The 19,752-nt window shown below is 65.7% G+C and carries 20 protein-coding genes; 3 read left to right on the forward strand and 17 right to left on the reverse strand.

What is annotated here, in order from left to right; translation table 11 throughout:
- Positions 1–9 precede the first annotated feature (9 nt).
- Positions 10–573 carry a type II toxin-antitoxin system PemK/MazF family toxin gene (locus tag CH290_RS14550; RefSeq protein ID WP_033190455.1) on the forward strand — a complete coding sequence of 188 codons (564 nt, stop codon included), beginning with the start codon at positions 10–12 and terminating at the stop codon, positions 571–573.
- A gap of 9 nt (positions 574–582) precedes the next feature.
- Here the strand turns inward: CH290_RS14550 and CH290_RS14555 are convergent, their stop codons facing one another.
- From CH290_RS14555 to CH290_RS14570, 4 genes are read right to left on the reverse strand one after another with little or no spacing between them, the layout of a single operon-like run.
- A complete protein-coding gene (locus CH290_RS14555) occupies positions 583–1,353 on the reverse strand; it encodes an aquaporin (RefSeq protein WP_019664686.1) in 771 nt (256 codons plus the stop codon).
- Positions 1,354–1,399: 46 nt separating this feature from the next.
- Positions 1,400–2,230 carry a transglutaminase family protein gene (locus CH290_RS14560; protein WP_019664687.1) on the reverse strand — a complete coding sequence of 277 codons (831 nt, stop codon included), beginning with the start codon at positions 2,228–2,230 and terminating at the stop codon, positions 1,400–1,402.
- 8 nt (positions 2,231–2,238) lie between these two features.
- Complete coding sequence (locus CH290_RS14565; RefSeq protein WP_019664688.1) at positions 2,239–3,213, reverse strand: alpha-E domain-containing protein; 975 nt, start codon at positions 3,211–3,213, stop codon at positions 2,239–2,241.
- The gene (locus CH290_RS14570) at positions 3,214–4,761 is read right to left on the reverse strand and encodes a circularly permuted type 2 ATP-grasp protein (protein WP_230621122.1); all 1,548 of its coding nucleotides are present in this window, start codon (positions 4,759–4,761) and stop codon (positions 3,214–3,216) included.
- Positions 4,762–5,127: 366 nt separating this feature from the next.
- Between CH290_RS14570 and rpsT the strand changes: the two genes are divergently transcribed.
- Entirely contained in the window at positions 5,128–5,388 is a 261-nt protein-coding gene (rpsT, locus tag CH290_RS14575) for a 30S ribosomal protein S20 (RefSeq protein ID WP_019664690.1), read from the forward strand.
- Positions 5,389–5,450: 62 nt separating this feature from the next.
- Here rpsT and holA read toward each other — a convergent pair whose 3' ends face one another.
- The 11 genes from holA to CH290_RS14630 form a co-directional block, all read right to left on the reverse strand.
- On the reverse strand, positions 5,451–6,425 hold the full coding sequence (gene holA, locus CH290_RS14580; protein ID WP_026347724.1) for a DNA polymerase III subunit delta: 975 nt from the start codon (positions 6,423–6,425) through the stop codon (positions 5,451–5,453).
- 66 nt (positions 6,426–6,491) lie between these two features.
- The gene (locus tag CH290_RS14585; protein WP_033190453.1) at positions 6,492–8,030 is read right to left on the reverse strand and encodes a ComEC/Rec2 family competence protein; all 1,539 of its coding nucleotides are present in this window, start codon (positions 8,028–8,030) and stop codon (positions 6,492–6,494) included.
- Positions 8,027–8,911, reverse strand: a complete 885-nt coding sequence (locus CH290_RS14590) for a ComEA family DNA-binding protein (protein ID WP_033190452.1) — start codon at positions 8,909–8,911, stop codon at positions 8,027–8,029. The genes CH290_RS14585 and CH290_RS14590 overlap by 4 nt, the downstream gene beginning before the upstream one ends.
- 120 nt (positions 8,912–9,031) lie before the next feature.
- Positions 9,032–9,874 carry a DegV family protein gene (locus CH290_RS14595; RefSeq protein WP_033190451.1) on the reverse strand — a complete coding sequence of 281 codons (843 nt, stop codon included), beginning with the start codon at positions 9,872–9,874 and terminating at the stop codon, positions 9,032–9,034.
- Positions 9,871–10,614, reverse strand: a complete 744-nt coding sequence (octT, locus tag CH290_RS14600; protein WP_019664695.1) for a diglucosylglycerate octanoyltransferase — start codon at positions 10,612–10,614, stop codon at positions 9,871–9,873. The genes CH290_RS14595 and octT overlap by 4 nt, the downstream gene beginning before the upstream one ends.
- Positions 10,601–11,266, reverse strand: a complete 666-nt coding sequence (locus CH290_RS14605) for a histidine phosphatase family protein (RefSeq protein ID WP_033190450.1) — start codon at positions 11,264–11,266, stop codon at positions 10,601–10,603. Before CH290_RS14605 ends, octT begins: the two co-directional genes overlap by 14 nt.
- Positions 11,267–11,269: 3 nt before the next feature.
- Positions 11,270–11,680: a ribosome silencing factor gene (gene rsfS, locus CH290_RS14610; protein WP_033190449.1), complete on the reverse strand. Its 411-nt coding sequence runs from the start codon at positions 11,678–11,680 to the stop codon at positions 11,270–11,272.
- On the reverse strand, positions 11,681–12,409 hold the full coding sequence (gene nadD / locus CH290_RS14615) for a nicotinate-nucleotide adenylyltransferase (RefSeq protein WP_254924953.1): 729 nt from the start codon (positions 12,407–12,409) through the stop codon (positions 11,681–11,683). It lies immediately after the preceding gene.
- A 24-nt stretch (positions 12,410–12,433) separates the two neighbouring features.
- Entirely contained in the window at positions 12,434–13,849 is a 1,416-nt protein-coding gene (locus CH290_RS14620) for a vWA domain-containing protein (protein WP_019664699.1), read from the reverse strand.
- 1 nt (position 13,850) lies between these two features.
- Positions 13,851–14,738 carry an AAA family ATPase gene (locus CH290_RS14625; protein ID WP_026347725.1) on the reverse strand — a complete coding sequence of 296 codons (888 nt, stop codon included), beginning with the start codon at positions 14,736–14,738 and terminating at the stop codon, positions 13,851–13,853.
- 50 nt (positions 14,739–14,788) lie between these two features.
- Complete coding sequence (locus CH290_RS14630; protein WP_019664701.1) at positions 14,789–16,057, reverse strand: glutamate-5-semialdehyde dehydrogenase; 1,269 nt, start codon at positions 16,055–16,057, stop codon at positions 14,789–14,791.
- Positions 16,058–16,211: 154 nt separating this feature from the next.
- Between CH290_RS14630 and CH290_RS14635 the strand changes: the two genes are divergently transcribed.
- The gene (locus CH290_RS14635; RefSeq protein WP_026347726.1) at positions 16,212–17,309 is read left to right on the forward strand and encodes an NADH:flavin oxidoreductase/NADH oxidase; all 1,098 of its coding nucleotides are present in this window, start codon (positions 16,212–16,214) and stop codon (positions 17,307–17,309) included.
- 54 nt (positions 17,310–17,363) lie between these two features.
- On the opposite strand, the gene CH290_RS14640 is transcribed toward CH290_RS14635, so the two are convergent.
- Both CH290_RS14640 and CH290_RS14645 read right to left on the reverse strand, forming a co-directional pair.
- Positions 17,364–18,326: a D-2-hydroxyacid dehydrogenase gene (locus CH290_RS14640; protein WP_019664703.1), complete on the reverse strand. Its 963-nt coding sequence runs from the start codon at positions 18,324–18,326 to the stop codon at positions 17,364–17,366.
- A complete protein-coding gene (locus tag CH290_RS14645) occupies positions 18,326–19,699 on the reverse strand; it encodes an MFS transporter (RefSeq protein ID WP_019664704.1) in 1,374 nt (457 codons plus the stop codon). The genes CH290_RS14640 and CH290_RS14645 overlap by 1 nt, the downstream gene beginning before the upstream one ends.
- Positions 19,700–19,752 lie beyond the last annotated feature (53 nt).

Raw genomic sequence — 19,752 nt, forward strand, 5'->3', positions numbered from 1 at the left:
TCGACGCTCATGGCGGGCAACTGGAGCAAATTGGGCAAGCAACTCGGGAAAATTGCGCTACGGGAGGGCCCGAGACTGTTTCGCCAATTGCAGAATTCCGGCGCCTTTCAGAAGGGCAAGGACGCGATTGCCGGGAACTCGTCGCCGGCACCCGGCCCCACGCCGGGTCGCCCGGTGGCGTCGAAGACCGTTCCGACGGCCCATCGAGCGCGTCGGGTCGAGTACTCCCCCGATCTCGACGGCAAGGCCGATCCCGGTGAGATCGTGTGGACGTGGGTCACGTACGAGGAGGATGCGAGTCAGGGCAAGGACCGCCCGGTGCTCGTCGTCGGCCGTGACGGACAGACCCTTCTCGGGTTGATGCTGTCCAGCCAGGACAAGCGCGACGGTGACCCGGATTGGGTGTCGATCGGGTCGGGGTCGTGGGATGCGGAAGGTCGGCCGAGTTGGATCAGGCTCGACCGTGTTCTCGACGTGCCGGAGAGCGGCATCCGGCGTGAGGGCGCCATCCTGGCCAAGGGAAAGTTCGACGCCGTCGCCGCCCGTCTGCGTAAGGATTACAGCTGGTCCTGACCGGCACGGTCAGGAGTCGAGCCTGTCGTACCGTCCGAACACTCCGCGGTACATCAGCGCGCCGAGCGCGCCGCCGATCAGAGGGAACACGATGAACACCCAGAGCTGACCGAGTGCGCCCGGTTGCCAGGGTGCGACGGCCAAGCTGCGAGCCGGGTTCACCGATGTGTTGTCGATCGGGATCGACACGAGGTGGATCACGACGAGAGTGAACCCGATCGACACTCCGGCAAGCGGAACATCGGAGATCTGATCGGTCGACGCGAGAACGACGAATACCAGCAGCGCCGTCAGAAGCACTTCGACGAGGATGGCCGCGCCGATACCGTATCCGTTCTCGAGGATGCCTCCGAGGGGTCCCTCGATCGCCGACGGGCTGTGCGGGCCCCACCCGTTGGCGCCGAGACCGTTCACCGCACGGTCGTAGGAGGGCAGGCTGTTCGCGACAGCGAACAGCACGGCACCCGCGATCAGCGCGCCCACGATCTGCGCGACGATGTAGAGCGCCGCGGCCTTCGCAGTCAGCTTGCCCAGCAACGCCTGTCCGACGGTCACCGCCGGGTTGACGTGGCATCCCGATATCGGCCCGATCGCGTAGACCAGGAAGAGCAGCGTCAGGCCGAAGGCCAACGCCACACCGAGATTACCGACCTTGTCGCCGGCGAACACCGCCGTCCCGACGGCGGTGAACACGAGGACGAACGTGCCTATCGCCTCGGCCACGCATTTCTTCGTGTCCGAGATGACTTCCGGTTCGACGTACTCCTGTGCGGTCGACATTGCCCACCCCTGCTCGATAGGTCTTCCCACCCTGCCGAGCAGTACGTTACGCCAGCCTTGTGATCTCCACCACAACATCGAGGGCGGTGGATCCGCCGCCCGAGAAGATGCCCTTCAGTGGTGGCACGTCCGCGTAGTCACGACCGAGACCGACCGAGACGTGTTGCTCGTTGACGGCGATGGCATTGGTGGGGTCGTATCCCCACCAGGCACCGGTCCACGCTTCGATCCAGGCGTGAGACTGCCCTTCCACCGACGCACCGATGACGGCGTCCTTCTTGGGGTGCAGGTAGCCGGAGACGTAGCGGCTGGGAATCCCGAGGCTACGCAACAGGAGCAGCGTCAGGTGCGCGTAATCCTGGCAGACGCCTTTCTTCTCGGACCAGGCCTCGACCGCCGAGGTGTGTACGCCTGTGGTTCCCGGAACGTAGGACATCTCCTGGTTCACCCAGTTCGCGATCTCCACGACCGACTCCTGAGGCGGCAACCCCTTGGACAGCTTTTTCGCGATCGCCGCGAGCTGCCGATTCTTGGGAACGTAGACGGTGTTGTCGAGCACTTCGTTGAAGCGGTCGATCACGGGCTCGCTCGCGAGTTCCTCCCACGACGCGTTCTCCTCCGGCGCCAGGAACGGATCGGTTTCGACGACGGACGACCCCGTCACTTCCAGCTCCGTGTGCGGTGCGTGCAGATCGAAGGCGGTCACCGCCGTACCCCAGTAGTCGGTGTACCGGTAACTTCTGGTCACCGGATTGGTCTCGACCCGATTCAGAATGACGTTCTGCCGGTTGTCACTTCGCGGTGTCAGGCGCGCCTCGTTGTAGGACGACGTCACCGGAGCGTCGTATTGATAGCCCGTGGTGTGGACAACGCGCATACGCCAGCTCACAGTTCACCTTCCAATTGATCCTCGTACGTTCCCGACCCCGCATCCGTCCACGCGACCCAGGGCGCCGCGTGGAAGTACTGCTTCGAAATGGCCTCGCCCAACTCTCGGCACGTCTCCTGCAACGCCAGCAACCGGTCCTGCAGATCGTCCAACAGCGCTCCGGGACGGAGGAATTCGAGCTCACTACGCGCGCGGCCCAGTAGACGCTGCGCTTCGGCGCGCGCACCGACGCGGCTGTTCGGCTGATGGTCGAGCTGATCCAACGAGCGTTCCGCTTCGCTCAGCGCATAGAACACCGAACGCGGGAAAAGCCGGTCCAACAACATGAATTCGAGGACTCGCTGCGCGTCGAGCGCGCCGCGGTACGTGCGAAGGTACGTGTCGTGCGCGCCGGCCGCACGGAGCACGGTCACCCACGCCGGCGACGACGGCCGATCACCGGCACGCGAGAGCAGCAGACGCACCACCATGTCGACGCGCTCCACCGACCGACCGAGGATGAGGAAGCGATATCCGTCGTCGTGGCTCAGCGTGGAATCGGCGAGCCCGGCGAACATCGCCGCTCGCTCCTCGATGTAACTGAAGAACTCGTGTGGTCCGGTGCGCTTCGACGCCCGGATGCGATCACCCAGTCCGTTGTAGGTGGTGTTGAGGCACTCCCACATCTCGGTGGACGTCACTTCCCGTGCGCCGCGGGCATTTTCGCGAGCACCCGACAGGGAGTCGACGATCGATCCGCGCCCTTCGCGGCTGAACGCGACCACCTCGGTCAACGACCATACGTCGAGCGACACGTCGGGTTCGTGCTGAAACCCCAGGACGCGCAGTAGAACACGCGAGATGTGATCGGGGTCGACCGTCGCGTCCTCGAGAAGCTGATGGACCGTGACGTCCAGGATTCGGGCCGTGTCGTCCGCCCGCTCGACGTACCGCCCGATCCAGTAGAGCGACTCTGCGTTACGCGCGAGCATCTAGCGTCCACCACCGTTCGAAAGCTGTTGTTGCTGCTGTTGTTGCTGCTGTTGCTGTTGCTGTTGCTGGTCCATCGTCAACTCCGGGCCCTGTTCGGCCCGAGGAGCCTCGGGCGGTTCGCTGACGATCTCCTCGCCGGCGAGTTCCTGCTCTTCCTGCGATGTTCGAGTTGCCAGAACCCAGGTGTCCTTGCTGCCGCCGCCCTGGCTGGAGTTGACCACGAGCGAGCCTTCGGGGAGAGCGACCCGCGTGAGTCCTCCCGGCAGCACCCAGACGTCGTCTCCGTCGTTGACCGCGAACGGCCGCAGATCGACGTGGCGAGGAACCAACCTTCCGCCGATCTTCGTCGGGACCGTGGACAACTGGACGACGGGTTGCGCGATCCAGCCGCGAGGATCCGCTCGGATCTTCTTGCTGATGGTCGACAGTTCCTTGGGCGACGCGTCGGGACCGAAGACGATTCCGTACCCGCCTGATCCTTCGACCGGTTTGATGACCAGTTCGTCCACCCGGTCCAGCACTTCCTCGCACTCGTCGTCGAGCCAGCACCGGAACGTGTCGACGTTCGCGAGAAGCGGCTTCTCGCCCAGGTAGTAGTCGATGATCGTCGGGACGTACGTGTACACCAGCTTGTCGTCGCCGACGCCGTTGCCGACGGCACTCGAGATGACGACGTTGCCTGCGCGGGCGGCGTTGACCAGTCCGGCGACGCCCAGGACCGAGTCCGGACGGAACTGCATCGGATCCAGGTAGTCGTCGTCGATGCGGCGGTAGATGACGTCGACCTGGCGCTCACCCTCCGTCGTACGCATGTAGACGACGTTGTCGCGGCAGAACAAGTCGCGGCCCTCGACCAGTTCGACACCCATGAGACGGGCGAGCAGCGAGTGCTCGAAGTACGCGGAGTTCGCGACACCCGGCGTGAGGACGACCACTGTCGGGTCGGCTTCGTTGAGCGCTGCGGAGGCGCGTAGCGCTCGGAGCAGATGCGAGGCGTAGTCACCGACGGCGCGCACGCGGTGCGTGGCGAAGAGATCGGGGAACACCCGCGCCATGGTGCGGCGATTCTCCATGACGTAGGACACACCGGAGGGCGACCTCAGGTTGTCCTCCAATACGCGGAAGGTGCCCTGGGCGTCGCGAATCAAGTCGATACCGGCGACGTGAATGCGTACGCCGTTGGGCGGGACGATGCCCACTGCCTCACGGTGGAAGTGCTCACAGGAGGTGACCAGACGCTTCGGTACGACGCCGTCGCGCAGGATCTCCTGGTCTCCGTAGATGTCGGCCAGGAACATCTCCAGCGCCCGGACGCGCTGCTTGATGCCACGTTCGAGGCGCGACCACTCGCCTGCGGCGATGACGCGCGGAACCTGGTCGAGGGGGAAGGGGCGTTCCTGTCCCGAGAGGGAGAACGTGATGCCCTGGTCGACGAACGCGCGACCGAGTGCATCGGAGCGCGCGTCGAGGTCCGCTGAGCTCGACGGTTCGAGTGCGGTGTGAATGCCCTTGTAGGGAGTTCGGGTCTTGCCGTCCGGGTCGAACATCTCGTCGAAGGCCAAACCGTATTTTCCTACGTCGGAGTAGCCACCGAAGACGCCGTCCACTTCCGGTTTCTCGCGAGCTGCCGACTTGGATTTGCTTGGCTTGGCCTTGTCTTGGGCAGTGGCTGCAGATCGCGGGCTCATCTCGGCAATGTTGCTACAGAGGCAGGAGATAAGCGCGCCGGACGCGTTAATTTCTGGAAACGCACAACACTTAGGCTGTGTACACGGAGGCCGAATTGGGTTCTGCCGTCGGTGCTGGTATTCTCGATCTTCGGCGCTGGGCTTCACAGCTCGGCAGCAGACTTCGGGCATTCCAGCATGGACCGCCCTGACCGGAATACCGACGAAGACAGAAGGATTTTACGCGTGGCCAACATCAAGTCCCAGAAGAAGCGGATTCTCACCAACGAGCGCAACCGTCTGCGCAACCAGTCGGTGAAGTCCTCGCTGCGGACGATCATTCGCTCCTTCCGCGCCGCTGAGGCCGAGGGCGACAAGGACAAGGCTTCCGCCATCCTCGTCAGCGCAGGTCGCCAGCTGGACAAGGCAGCCAGCAAGGGTGTCATCCACAAGAACCAGGCAGCCAACAAGAAGTCGGCTCTGGCTCTGGCAGTCAACAAGCTCTGATTTTCTCGTCGAAAGAACCCGCTCGGTCTTCACCGAGCGGGTTTTTCGCGTTCGCGTGACTCTTACCGCGCACTGAGTGTGGCTACCTCCGACACTGCGCTCTCCACTGCGTAATCCGCGTCGGCTGCCTGGCCTTTCACGTCGGCGTTGAGCTTCGACACCACCTGGAGTGCATGCCCGATGGACGCACCGGTCCAGCCGCGTGCTTGTGCTTGCGCCTTCTTGATCTTCCACGGCGGCATCCCCAGTTCCCCTGCCATCTTGAACGGGTCACCTCGACCTGCCGACCCGACGAGTGCAATGGTTCGAACGGCATCGGCCAGCGCGTCGGCCAACAGAACATGGGGCACGCCGCGATGCATGGCCCACCTCAACGCCTCGAGGGCGCCGGGAACGTCTCCGCCGACGGCTTTCTCTGCGACGTCGAACCCGGATACCTCGGCCTTGCCCGAGTAGTAGCGGCGGACCGCGTCGACGTCGACCTTGCCCGCGGTGTCCGCGATGAGCTGCGAGCACGCGGCCGCGAGTTCACGAAGGTCGGAACCGACGGCCTCCACGACCGCGTCCACGACATCCTGGTTCACCCGTACCTGGGCCGTGCCGAACTCGCGCTTCACGAAATCCGACCTCTCCGAGGCCTTGGTCAGCTTTGCGCATTCGTGGACGACGGCACCGGACTTCTGCAGCGACCCGACCATCGCCTTGGCCCTGCCGCCGCCGGAGTGCATGATCACCAGGACGGCGCCTTCGGGCGGATCGGCCGCCGCATCCAGGACCAGCGCGACGGCATCCTTGCCTGCCTCGGCGGCTGCTTCGAGCACGACCACGCGGTCCTCGGCGAACAGCGACGGGCTGAGAAGTTCGGCAAGTTCCGGTCCACTTGCGTCACCCGCCCGCAGCTTGGTGACGGGAACATCGTCCCCCTCGGGGGCGGACTTCTTGACCGACGAGACGATCGACGCCACTGCCCGGTCCATGAGCAGTTCCTCGTCGCCGAGAACGAGATGCAGAGGTTCCACCGGGCTGTTCGCATTCACACCGACGATCGTGCCATGTGGGTCCGACGCAGTTCACCTCCACCTGCCGCGACGGGGGTTCCGTCTTCACACCGACCAGACGATCCACAGGATCGACGCCGCAGCCCCCACTCCCCCGATCACCCACCGCATGAATCGAATCCTCAGAGAGCAGACGATTGCGGCCGTCGCGGCCACGACGACCGCCACACCCCCTGCGCCGCTGGGAGTTCCGATGCTCGCGCCAGGGACGGATCCCGCGCGTCCGGCAACCAGGATCAACCACGCCAGCGGCGCGTCGGTGAGTCTCAATACCAGGGACGCCGGTCCCGAGGCCCACGGCGCCAATGCGGCACCGACGACGCCGACGACGGTGATCGGCGCCACGACGGGTGCGACGGCCATGTTCGCGGCGATTCCGACGACCGACAGGGTTCCGGACATGCCCGCGACGATCGGTGCGGTCACCGCATGTGCCGCCGACGCGACCGCGACGATCTCCGCGGCGCCGCGTCCCCAACCGTGGCGGCGCAGCCAATCCACCCACACCGGCGCCACCACGACCAGTCCTGCGGTTGCGGCCACCGACAGCGCGAATCCGACGTCGACCGCGAGTTGAGGGAGCCACACCAGCAATCCGAGGACGGCCGTACACAACGCGGGGACCGCTTGCCTACGTCGGCCGGTCACGAGGGCGAGCAAACCCACAGCGCCCATGACGGCTGCACGCAGCACGCTCGGCGACGGTCTCGCGACGACGACGAACGCGACGAGAACCACCGCGCAGATCAGCACCGTGGTCCTGGGACCGAGCGCCGCCGCACGGGTGAGCAACAGAACCGCACCGAGAAGAATCGCGAAGTTCGCACCCGACACCGCAGTCAGATGAGTCAGTCCGGCTGCGCGAAAGTCGGTTTCGACGTCCTCGGGCAGCGTGGAGACATCACCGACCACCAGCCCGGGAAGCACACCTGCGCGATCGGCAGGGAGAGCGTCCGCGGCGGCGGACGACAGCGAGGTCCGGACGGACGACGCCGCGCGGGCGACGGTTCCCGGCGGCTGGACGTGCAGGGGTGGTCCGTTCACACGGACGACCGCGAGTGTCAGGTTGCGCCTGGTCGGTTCCGCCAATCGACCTCTCACCAGCACCTGTTGGCCGGGCACCAGATGGGCCCATCCGTCCGAGGGCGCGAGCACCGTCAGCCGGCCACCCAATTCGATCGCTGTGCCCGCGAGGTCGATCCGTCGGAGCTCCACGGCGATCGTCACCATCGGCGGTCCGGGCGAACGTGACCGTCGGGGATCCTCCACGACGGACACTGCGGCGCTGATCCAGGCGCGGTCCTGTACCGCCGCGGTTACCGGACTGGACTCGAACACCGCGGCGTGTACGGCCGCTGCGCCTGCGTAGCAGCACGAGACGACGGACATCGCGATCAACCCGGACGCTGCCGCGCCGAGCCGCGCCCGGCAGCACAGCACAACGGCCACCACGACACCCGAGATCACCGCCATCACGGCGGCGAGAACCGACCCACCGAGAACGCCGACGAGGGTCGCACCCCATCCCGCTGCTGCCGCAGGCACCAGGCGCACGTCGTGTGCTCGGATCTGCGGTTCGGTCATACCGTCACCTGGGTTCGGAGCTTCTCGAGTCGCACCGGGCCGATACCGTCGACCTCCGCCAATTGCCCTACGTCGCCGAATTTTCCATTGACCTCCCGCCACGCGACGATGTTGGCCGCAGTGACCGGGCCCACGCCGTCGAGGGCGTCGAGCTCGGCAAGGGTCGCGGTGTTGAGGTTCACCAGTGCCGTGGAACCGGCAGCTGGATTCTCCGCAGAACCCGGCTGGGCGGCGGTGTCTGGGTCGTTCGAGGAACCGGGTCCGGGCGGCGCAGCCGAATCTCGTACGGTGCCACTGACTACCGGTCTGCCTTCCGGAGGAAGAACGCCGACGACGATCTGCTCACCGTCGGCCACCTTGGCGGCGAGGTTGAGCGCCAACATGTCCGCACCGTCCAGGACTCCACCGGCCGCAGCGATCGCGTCCGCCACACGGGCACCGGGCGGCAAGTCGATCAACCCGGACGACACGACGAGCCCGACGACGCTGACCACGATGCGCGTCGGGGGCTCGGGCACCGATGGCTCCGTCGCACTCGGTGGTGTGACGGACGATTCCGTCACCGACTGCACGACGGGAAGGGCCGGTACCGGTGCGACTGCCGGCGAGTCCCGCAGCATCGCGTATCCGGCGACGAGCAGCACGATGAAACCGACACCGCACAGTCCGAGGAGACCGGCGCGCCCGGGATCCACGCGAGCTCCACGCCACCGCTCCGGAAGATACGCGGACAGAGCGGAGTCGCGACCGTCGTCGACACCGAACCCGTCCGGTCCCTCCCGTACCGCGATGTCGGAGTCGTCGGTGTGCTCGGGGTCGCCGGCGTTGCGATCGGCTCGAACGGCCTCCCGAGAGATGGGCCGTGCCCGCGGCGATGACATGGGAGGTGACGGTAGCGAGGCCGGCGACCCCATCGAGCCGCGAAACCCAGGTCGTGAATTGCCCTGTGGACAACCCAGCGCCTGTGGACAGGCCCACACCCCGAGGCGGTCCGACGACGGCTACTGCGCGACGACTACCCCGACCGCGCCGGGCCCGACGTGCGCTCCGAGAACAGCACCGAAGGGCACCACATCGATGTCGATCGGGTGCGCGATGCGCTCGCGCAGCATGGACACCACCGTGTCGGCACGGTCCGGGCAGAGCATGTGGTGCACCGTCATGGCGAGGTCGTCGTCCCCCGAGCCGGCGGCGCCCTCGGCCACCCTCGAAGCAGTGTCGACGAGCTTGCCCAGCGCTTTCGTCGAGGTGCGTGCCTTCTCGCCCAGTACCAGTTTTCCGTCGGTGAGGTGCAGCACCGGTTTCATCGCGAGTGCGGTACCGAGCAGTGCTGCGGCAGCACCGATTCTGCCGCCGCGACGAAGATGGTCGAGACGATCGACGACGATGAAGCTGCTCGTTCTCGCCGACATCGACGCCGCGGTGTCGTACACATCGTCGAGACTGTCACCGTTCGCGGCCGAGCGCGCTGCGGCGAGCACCACATAGCCGAGCCCCATGCCTGCGGAGGCCGAATCGACAACGCGAACTCGATCGCCGATGGCCGCTGCAGCCTGACGCGCAGCCTCCCACGTGCTCGACAGTCCGCGCGAGATGTGCACGGCCACAACCCCGTCACCGCCACTGCGATCGAGGGCGTCCGCGTAGAGGTCGGTCAGCTCGGACGGCGACGCTCCGGCTGTCGTCACCGGGCCCTGCGCGGCGAAGTCCTCGGGGATTGTGTCGACGCCCTCCCGCAGGTCGACGCCGTCGACGAACACATGAAGCGGTGCCACCGCGATTGCCGAACCACCGCGTTCGAAGCCGATGCATGCCGACGAGTCGGTCACCACGACGACCGTCACGCCGGTGCGCTCCGATCGGGTGTGACCGTTCTCAGCACCGAAAGCATGGCGGCGGCGACCTGTACGTGGGCGTCCCAGCCCCAGTGAATTCCGTCCGGGTTCGCCTGTCCGGAGTCGATGTTCGCTCGTACGGCGGCGGCAAGATCCACGAGCGGGACACCGGTGCTCGAACTCCACTGCCGCAGAGCCTTTTCCGCCGCCGGACGCCCGGAGTGGACCCGGCCGTAGGCCTCGGAGCGGTGCACGGAAGGAAGCGTCCCGACGACCGGTAGATCCGGGCGGACGTAGGCCAGCGCGGCACGCGACTGTTCCAGATAGTCGACGCTGAGTTTGGGCGGCAGAGCGACCGGCCACCCGAGGTGCGCGAGTCGCGGCTGCGCCCACTGGTATCCGGTTCGAACGATCCTGCGAAGCGCGGGCGGGCGAATGTATCGAATCTGCTCACGGAACGCCGTCGGCATGGGCGACGGCAGCGAGTCCATTCCACCGACACCGAACACGACGGCGCCGGCCTTGGGGATCGCGGCCCACACCCGTGGATCCTGGGTCAGCGCCCACCACGCGTCCCGGCTCGTCCAGCCGATCCGAGCGACCAGCTCTACCGTCCAACCCAGCTCGGCGGCAACGATATTCGGCCAGATTCGAGGATCGTCGACGGGCAGTCCGCCTTCGGGCCCGTAGTAACTCAGCGAGTCCGCCAGCACCAACAGAACGGGGGCGGGAGCGTCAGAGGACGTCACTGGCCACCCGTGCCGACGCATTCCACACGTCGAGGCGCCAGCCGAGATTCTCGCCCTCTCCGTGGCTGCTCAACTGCACCCAACTCGTGTTGGACAGTCCGCCGAGGACCGGCCACCGGTCCACCGGCAGGTCCAGCAACGCCGCGGTCAGGGCGGCGATCTGACCGCCGTGAGCGACGAGGACGACGGGTGCGTTCGCCCCGTCGGCTCCCCACTCCGGTAGATCTGCGACGAGTTCCTGCACGACGGGCAAGCTGCGGCGCGCGACGTCGATGCGGCTTTCGCCTCCTGGAGGTGACATCGTCGCGTCGGCGCGCCATGCGGCCCGAGCCCCGGGCGCGACGGCGTCGACATCGAGGTGGGTCAGACCCTGCCATTCGCCGAGGTGCGTCTCCCGGAGTCGCTGATCGGTGTCGACGACTACGTCCGACGCGTCACCGAGCGCAACCGCGGTGTCGTAGGCGCGTCGCAGGTCGGAGGACACGATGCGGAGCGGTGAACGGGTCGCGAGTTCTGCGGCCGCGGTCTTGGCCTGGGATCGTCCGAGTTCGGTGAGGTCGGTGTCCAGCTGTCCCTGCATCCGGTCGCCTGCGTTGTACTCGGTCTGACCGTGGCGCAGCAGGATCAGCTGCCGTTTCGTCGGTTCGGTCACTGCTCAGGAATCCGAACCGTCGTCGCCTGCTGTCTCGGACGTCTCGGGACGCTCGCCGAGCCCGTTGACCTCGATGCTGGGGCAGTCCTTCCACAGTCGCTCGAGGGCGTAGAAGTTCCGTTCGTCGTTGTGCTGCACGTGCACGACGACGTCGACGTAGTCCAGCAGGGCCCAACGGCCTTCCCTGGTTCCTTCTTTGCGGACGGGCTTGAAGCCTTCTTCGCGGAGCTTGTCCTCGATGTTCTCGACGATCGCGTTGACTTGGCGCTCGTTGGGCGCCGAGGCGATGACGAAGCAGTCGGTGATGACCAACTGCTCCGAGACGTCGAGAACCACGACGTCGCTCGCCAGCTTGTCGTCGGCCGCGAGTGCCGCGATACGTGCGATCGAGGTGGCCTGGTCTGTAGCAGTCACTTAACTTGTCTCCCGTTGTGTGGAACTCGAGTGTGTCGAACCGGCTTGTGTCTTCTGGGGGGCAGGCTCCGACATGGTGACGGAGCCGTCGAGGCGCTGTTCGCCTCGTGGTCGGTAGAGGTTGCGCTTGGAGATGTACTGGACCACGCCGTCCGGAACCAGGTACCAGACCGGGCGATTCTCGCTGGCGCGTAGTCGGCATTCGGTGGAGCTGATCGCGAGGGCCGGGATCTCGATCAGCGTCAGGGCGTCCTTCGGCAGGTCTTGGAGATGATCCGCCAGGTGCTCGACACCCAGTTCGAAGCCCGGCCTCGATACTCCGACGAATTTGGCGAGCTCGAACAGTTCCTCCCAGTTCTGCCAGGTGAGGATGCTTTCCAGGGCGTCGGCGCCGGTGATGAAGTACAACTCGGCGCTGGGATGCTGCTCGCGCAGGTCACGAAGTGTGTCCACCGTGTAGGTGAGTTTCTCGCGGTCCACGTCGACGCGACTGACCGAGAACCGTGGATTCGACGCCGTCGCGATGACCGTCATGAGATAGCGATCCTCGGCCGGGCTGACGGCTTTGCCTTCCTTCTGCCACGGTGTACCCGTCGGGACGAAGATGACCTCGTCGAGGCCGAAGCTGTTGGCGACCTCGCTCGCTGCCACGAGGTGGCCGTGGTGGATGGGATCGAACGTTCCGCCCATCACTCCCAGCCTGCGAACTACGTCGGGTTGTCGGTGCACGATTGACGAGCTTACTTGCCGTGCTCAGACGGGAAGGAGTCGCGAGACGATGTCGCTCAGCTGCTGTGCCGATCGGCACTCGTACATTCCGATCACGTCGCTGTACACCTTCGCCGCGGAGTCGCCGGTCCCCCACTGACCCTTCGGTTCCGGATTGAGCCAGTACGCGTGTTTGGCCACCGCAACCGTTCGTGCCAGTGCGTCGAGCTTCGGATCCCGATAGTTCGTGCGGCCGTCGCCCAGGACGAGCACCGAGGTTCGAGAGGTGACGGTGTGCGCGTACTTGTCGTCGAACGTCTCGAACGCGTTGCCGTAGTCGGAGTGGCCGTCGTAGGTGATCAGCTCGGATTCCCGCATGATCCGGGACATGGCAGCTCCCAGGTCGCTTCCGGTGTCGAAGAATCGAGTCACCTCGTCCGTCGAGTCGATGAACGCGAACACGCGTACCCGCGAGAACTGCTCCCGCAGCGCGTGGACGAGCAACAACGTGAAGTGGCTGAAGCCTGCAACGGAACCGGAGACGTCGCACAGCACGACGAGCTCGGGACGCGCTCGCCTGGGCTTGCGCTGCACGAGATCGATGGGTACGCCTCCGGTGGACATCGATTTTCTGAGCGTCCGACGGAGATCGATCGAGCCGCGCGTGCTGCGCTGCCGTCTCGCGGCGAGGCGGCTCGCCAGCAGCCGCGCAAGTGGCGCGACGCTCCGCTTCAGGGCGACCATCTCGGTGTCCGACGCTCGGAGGAAGTCGACTTCCTCGGCGAGCTTGGGAACGCCGTAGCTCGCGACGCGTTCCTTGCCGAGGCGCTCGGCGGCGCGGCGGCGAGTCTCCTTGTCCACCATCTTCTTCAGGTCGGCGATGCGCTGAGCGGCCGTCCGCTTCGCGACCTCGTCCTCGTACGATCCCGCGGACCGGTTCGACCCTGTCTCGGCGTTGCCGAGCAATCCTTCGAGTATCCGGCTGAGCAATGTGTCCGGAGCGACGTCCCGGAGAGCCTGGTACGCCGAGAACGACGGTCCGTTCGCCGATTTGTACTGGCCGAGCTCCTCGACCATCTGCGCAGCGAGCATCTCGGTCAGGCCGATCGCCTCCTCGCTGCCGTCGACGAGCAGGTCGGTGATGAGTTCGCGGAGTGCGATGAAATCGACGTCTCCGTCGGGTGTGCGCGGAAGGGCGGTGTCTATCCGGCCGGAGTCGCGTTGCCCGGTAGCAGCAGGGAACCACAGGTCGAACAACGCGTCGTAGGTGTCGCGGTGCGTGGGCCGCCGCAACAGCGCGCAGGCCAGCCCTTCACGGAGCGCTTCGCGATCGAGCAGATCCAGAACCGCGAGCACGTGCCCCGCGTCCACGGTCTCCGACGGTCCGACGGATATGCCGCGCTTCCGCAGCGCCTCGACGAAGTCGACGAGGTGGCCGGGAAGCCCGTGCGGTGCAAGCATGTCAGTTCAACCGGAGCTCGGCCGCGGCCTTGTCCTGATCGGACCGGTGCTTGAGCACGACCCCGAGCGTGGCACGGACCGCGTCGTCGTCGAGTGTGTCCATGCCGAGCGCGAGCAGGGTACGTCCCCAGTCGATCGTCTCCGCTACCGACGGCAACTTCTTGAGTTGCATCGCCCGCATGACGCGCACGACGCGCACCAGCTGCTCGGCGATGGCCTCGGGGAGCTCGGGTACACGGCTCGCGAGGATCTTGCGTTCGAGGTCGGCATCCGGAAAATCGAGATGCAGGAACAGGCAGCGCCGCTTCAGGGCCTCGGACAGCTCACGGGTGGCGTTGGAGGTGAGGACCGTGAACGGTCGCCGCACCGCCGTGATGGTGCCGAGTTCGGGGATGGTGACGGCGAAGTCACTGAGCACCTCGAGAAGCAGGCCCTCGATCTCGACGTCGGCCTTGTCCGTTTCGTCGATCAACAGCACCGTCGGATCCTCGCGGCGGATGGCCTGGAGAAGTGGGCGGGCCAGCAGGAATTCCTCGGAGAACACATCCAGCTTGGTCTCGTCCCAGCCGGCGGACCCGGTGGTGCTGGATTGGATGCGGAGGATCTGCTTGGCGTGGTTCCACTCGTACAGCGCACGGGCCTCGTCGACGCCTTCGTAGCACTGCAGACGCACCAGTTCTGCGCCCGCTGTCTGCGCGACGGCCCGCGCGAGCTCTGTCTTGCCCACGCCCGCCGGTCCCTCGATGAGAAGCGGCTTACCGAGCCGGTCCGCGAGAAACACCGACGTCGCCGTCGCCTTGTTCGCGAGGTATCCCGTCTCGGCGAGCTTGGTCACGACGTCGTCGACGCTCGCGAACAAAGGTGGTGTCGTCGGTAATGCTCGATCCACGGTCAATCCTCTCGGGTTCTGCTTCGGGACCTCGGTCACTCCGGGCACGATCAGACCGGTCGGGTGTGCCCCTCGCCCCAGACGATCCACTTGGTCGACGTGAGCTCCGGAAGACCCATCGGGCCTCGGGCGTGCAACTTCTGGGTGGAGATGCCGATTTCGGCGCCGAAGCCGAACTGCTCTCCATCGGTGAAGGCAGTCGACGCATTCACCATGACGGCAGCGGCGTCGACTCGCGTCGTGAACTCGCGTGCGGCACCGAGGTCTGCGGTGACGATGGCCTCCGTGTGTCCGGTGCCGTAGGTGTCGATGTGCGAGATCGCGGCGTCGATTCCGTCGACGACCTTCAACGCGACGTCGAGAGACAGGTACTCCTCGGACCAGTCCTTCTCCGTCGCGGGCACCAATCCGGGCAGGTCACCGTGCACGACGACACTGTGCGCCTGGAATGCCTGCAGCAGACGCGGAACCGCGACGTCCGCAATCGATTGGTCGACCAGAATGGTTTCCGCCGCATTGCACACGCTGACGCGTCGAGTCTTGGAGTTCAGGGCGATCTTCTCCGCGGTATCGAGGTCCGCGGCCGAGTGCACGTAGATGTGGCAGTTTCCGACACCGGTCTCGATCGTCGGCACCGTCGCATCACGAACGACTGCCGAGATCAGTCCGGCTCCGCCGCGCGGAATGACGACGTCGACGAGGCCGCGGGCCTGGATCAGGTGGGTGACCGTGGAGCGATCGGAGCTACGCAGAAGCTGCACGGCGTCGACGGGTAGTCCGCCGGCTGCGAGCGAGCCCCCGATAGCGTCGACGAGAGCGGCGTTGGATCGTGCCGCGGAGGAGGATCCCCGCAGCAGCGCGGCGTTACCGGACTTGAAGGCAAGACCGAAGGCGTCGACCGTCACGTTCGGCCGCGCTTCGTAGACCATTCCGACGACGCCCAGCGGAACGCGCTGTTGACGAATCTCCAGACCGTTCGGCAGCGTCGAGCCCCGAACGACCTCCCCGACCGGGTCCGGTAGGCCGGCGACCTGGCGCAGACCGGCGGCGATTCCGTCGATGCGAGCGTCGGTCAACCTCAGGCGATCGAGCAGACCCTCGTCGGTGCCGGCGGCACGTGCGGCCTCGACGTCCGCAGTGTTGGCTTCGATGACCTGTGGAGCTGCGGCGAGCACTGCGTCCGCCGCTGCATGGAGCGCAGCATCCTTCTCGGCGGTGGTGAGGAGGGCCAGGGTGCGGGAGGCGATCCTCGCTCGCTTGGCCGCGGCATGAACGAGTTCACGCTCGTCCACCTGTTCGTGGGTGGGTGCTGCAGTCATGCACTACACACTAACCGTCCTGCACGGACGTTCCTGCAGTCGGTGAGTCGGCGCAACGGAGTCGGGAATGACGACGCCGTCGCGTCGGTTGCCACGCTTCGAGGGTCTGCACTTCGACCGGCAGCCCGTCTCGTGAACGACGAAGGAGAAACCTTTGAGCGCCTTGTTCGAGCCCCTGACCCTGCGGGGCGTCACGTTCCCGAACCGTGTGTGGATGGCGCCGATGTGTCAGTACTCCGCGGCAAAGGAGGGTGGCGACGTCGGAGTCCCTCACGATTGGCACCGCACGCACCTGGTCAGTCGTGCCATCGGCGGCGTCGGGCTCGTCCTCACCGAAGCCTCCGCCGTGAGCCCGGAAGGCCGTATCAGCCCGGCCGACCTCGGGATCTGGAACGACCGCCAGGCCGACGCATTCGCGGACATCGTGTCGCAGATCCACTCCTTCGGATCGGTAGCCGGCATCCAGCTCGCGCACGCCGGGCGCAAGGCGTCGACGACCGAGCCGTGGGCCGGTGGCGAGTCGATCCCAGCCGACGAACCGCTCGGCTGGACGACAGTCGGGCCGAGTGCACTCGCCTTCGGCGACTACTCGACGCCGGTGGAAGCAACCACCGAGGACATCGCCGGCATCGTCGCGGACTTCGCCGCCGCTGCCGAGCGGAGCCTTCGCGCCGGATTCGAGGTCGTCGAAATCCACGCAGCGCACGGATACCTCATCCACCAATTCCTGTCTGCCGCCAGCAACAAGCGCACCGACGAGTACGGCGGCGACTTCGCCGGACGTACGCGCCTGCTCCTCGAGGTCGTCGACGCGGTACGCGCGGTGTGGCCGGCGGATCTGCCCGTGTTCGTTCGTGTGTCCGCTACCGACTGGCTCGGCGACGACGAAGGGCTGGAGGCTCCGAGCTGGACTGCGGATCAGACCGTCGCGCTCGTTCAGCTGCTGCAGGATCACGGCGTCGATTTGATCGACGTATCGAGCGGCGGAAACGTACGCGCTCACATTCCCGTCGGTCCGGGGTATCAGGTGCCTTTCGCGAAGCGGGTCCAGAACGAGACGACCATCCCGGCTGCTGCGGTGGGGCTCATTACCGAGCCGAAGCAGGCCGAGGACATCGTGTCCACCGGTGAAGCAACAGCGGTTCTGTTGGGCCGTGAGCTTCTGCGTGATCCGTACTGGCCTCGCCGTGCCGCCCGCGAGTTGGGTGCGGAGATGAGCCCACCGGTCCCGAATCAGTACGCGCGAAGCTGACCGGCACCGCACAACTTCCAACAGTGACGGGTAGAGAAGACGAGAAGTGGTGATTCAGCCTACGAAGCCCAATTTCTTGTCGACCACGTTGACGAGGTCCGCGGACCGGGAGTAGTTGTCGAAGTTGGCGACGAACAACTCGGACAGTCTTTCTCGCCACCCGCGCGCGTCACCGCTCATGTGCGGTGTGACCACGAGGTTCTCGGTGGTCCAGATCGGGCTGTCGGCCGGCAGCGGTTCGATCTCGAACACGTCCAACGCAGCCCCTGCTATGTGCCCTGCCCGGAGTTGCACCAGCAGCGCTTCGGTGTCGAGCAGTTCTCCCCTACCTACGTTGATCACTCGCACACCGGGTTTCGTGGCAGCCAACACGTCGGCGCTGACCAGACCTCGCGTCGAGTCGGTCAGCGGAGCAACGAGCACGAGGTAGTCCACGTCGGACACGACCTGGCCCAGGTCCGAACTGGCGTGCACCACACCGAAGTCCGCGTCGCTCGATCTGGCCGTACGACCCACACCGGACACCTTCATTCCGACGGCTCTCAGCACACGGCCGATCTCGCGACCGATGGCACCGGTGCCGACGACCATGGCATGAGCGTCGTCGATGCGTTCGGTTTCCCTGTGCCTCCACTCCTTTCGCTGCTGGAGCGCAGCGGAACCAGCTGCATCCTTCGCGAAGGCGAGCACCTGCCCGAGAACGTACTCGGCGATCGGTCGGTCGAAGATTCCGCGTGAGTTCGTCACCACGACGTCGGAATCGGCCAGATCGTCGAACATGAGCGAGTCGACTCCGGCGGCTGCGATGTGAATCCATTTCAGCGAGTCGCACCTGCTCCACACCTGCTCGACCGCGGACGAGAAGAAGTCCCACAGCAGCAGCACGTCCGCCCCGGGGACGGCATCCGCGAGAGTGTCGGCGGTGGCGTATCGGACTTCCGCCGCCGCGGACACCGTCTCCATGCCGACAGGCAGATCGTCGGCATGGAGAACGACGACAACAGGCTTGTCCACCACTACTTCTTATACCCCACGAGTTCCACACCGGACGCCGCGACCTCGTCGTCGTTGTCACCCGGGCACTGACTGCCCCGCAGCGAACGTCCTGCTGTTTCCGGCATCAGCATGATCGGCACGAACGCAATGGCCGCGGCGAGCATCATGTACCAGCCGGGGATCAAGTTCGATCCGGTCCTGTCGATCAGGAACGTCAGGATCAGGGGTGCAGTACCACCGAACAGCGACGTCGAGACGTTGTAGCCGATGGCGAACGCGCCGTAACGCACCTGCGTCGGGAACAGTGCCGGCAGGGTCGAGGAGACGCACGAGCACATGATCACCAGCAGGATGCCGAGTCCGAGCAGTCCGATGGACTGACCGACGAGGCCGGTGTTGATGATGAGCAGGAACAGCGGAACGCTGAACACGAAATACCCGACGCATGCGGCCAGCAACAGCGGTTTCCGGCCGATTCGATCGGACAGAGATCCGATCGGGTTGATGATGGCCATCATGATCAACATGATGATCACGAGAGTGAAGTTGGACTGAGTTGTGCTGTGGCCCAGAGTGTCGCTGAGATAGGACGGCAGGAACGTCAGCACCGTGTAGTACGCGATGTTGAGCAGCAGCACGAATCCCATCAGAATGAGAATGCGCTGCCAGTACGTCATCGTCGTCTTCAGCGACGCGATGGCACCGCCGCCCGATGCACCCTCGGAGACCGTTTCGCCGTCTGCCTTCGCTTCGGAGAACACCGGAGAGTCCTCGAGCCGCGTCCGCAGCCACAGCGCGACGATGCCGAGCGGCAAGGTCAGCAGGAACGGAATGCGCCAGCCCCATGCCTCCATGGTGTCGTCGCCGAGACCGAGGTTGAGCAGGGTGCAGAGAGTAGCACCGGCGACAGTGCCTGCCAGAGTGCCGAATTCGAGGAACGAACCGAAGAATCCTCGGCGACGGTCCGGTGCGTACTCGGCCATGAACACGGCCGCGCCGCCGTACTCGCCACCGGTGGAGAAGCCCTGGACCAGTCGGCAGACGAGCAGCAGGATCGGGGCGAGGATTCCGATCGTGTCGAATGTGGGGAGAATGCCGATGGCCGCTGTGGCGATCGACATCATCGTCACCGTCAGGACCAGGACCTTCTGCCTGCCGATGCGGTCTCCCAGTGGGCCGAGCACGATGCCACCGATAGGCCGGATGATGAACGATGCCGCGAGCACTGCGAAAGTGGACAGCAGGCTCGCTCCCCCGTCCTCCGACGGGAAGAAGTTTGCCGCGATGTACACCGCGAGGTAGCCGTACACTGCGTAGTCGAACCATTCGACTGCGTTACCGAGTGCCGAACCGCCGATGGCACGGTGCAGGATTTTGGTCTCCTCCGGATTCAATTCGGAGGTGTCGGGCGGATAACCGGTAGGACTTCCGTGTCCCCCTGTTCTGG

This window comes from Rhodococcus sp. 06-156-4 (genome assembly GCF_002259345.1).
GTDB lineage: Bacteria > Actinomycetota > Actinomycetes > Mycobacteriales > Mycobacteriaceae > Rhodococcoides > Rhodococcoides fascians_E.

Coding starts and splice junctions, on each gene's coding strand:
- CH290_RS14550 (WP_033190455.1), top strand. CDS start 10: ATGGCGGGCAACTGGAGCAAATTGGGCAAGCAACTCGGGAAAATTGCG.
- CH290_RS14555 (WP_019664686.1), bottom strand. CDS start 1,353: ATGTCGACCGCACAGGAGTACGTCGAACCGGAAGTCATCTCGGACACG.
- CH290_RS14560 (WP_019664687.1), bottom strand. CDS start 2,230: ATGCGCGTTGTCCACACCACGGGCTATCAATACGACGCTCCGGTGACG.
- CH290_RS14565 (WP_019664688.1), bottom strand. CDS start 3,213: ATGCTCGCGCGTAACGCAGAGTCGCTCTACTGGATCGGGCGGTACGTC.
- CH290_RS14570 (WP_230621122.1), bottom strand. CDS start 4,761: ATGTTCGACCCGGACGGCAAGACCCGAACTCCCTACAAGGGCATTCAC.
- CH290_RS14585 (WP_033190453.1), bottom strand. CDS start 8,030: ATGACCGAACCGCAGATCCGAGCACACGACGTGCGCCTGGTGCCTGCG.
- CH290_RS14590 (WP_033190452.1), bottom strand. CDS start 8,911: ATGTCATCGCCGCGGGCACGGCCCATCTCTCGGGAGGCCGTTCGAGCC.
- CH290_RS14620 (WP_019664699.1), bottom strand. CDS start 13,849: ATGCTTGCACCGCACGGGCTTCCCGGCCACCTCGTCGACTTCGTCGAG.
- CH290_RS14630 (WP_019664701.1), bottom strand. CDS start 16,057: ATGACTGCAGCACCCACCCACGAACAGGTGGACGAGCGTGAACTCGTT.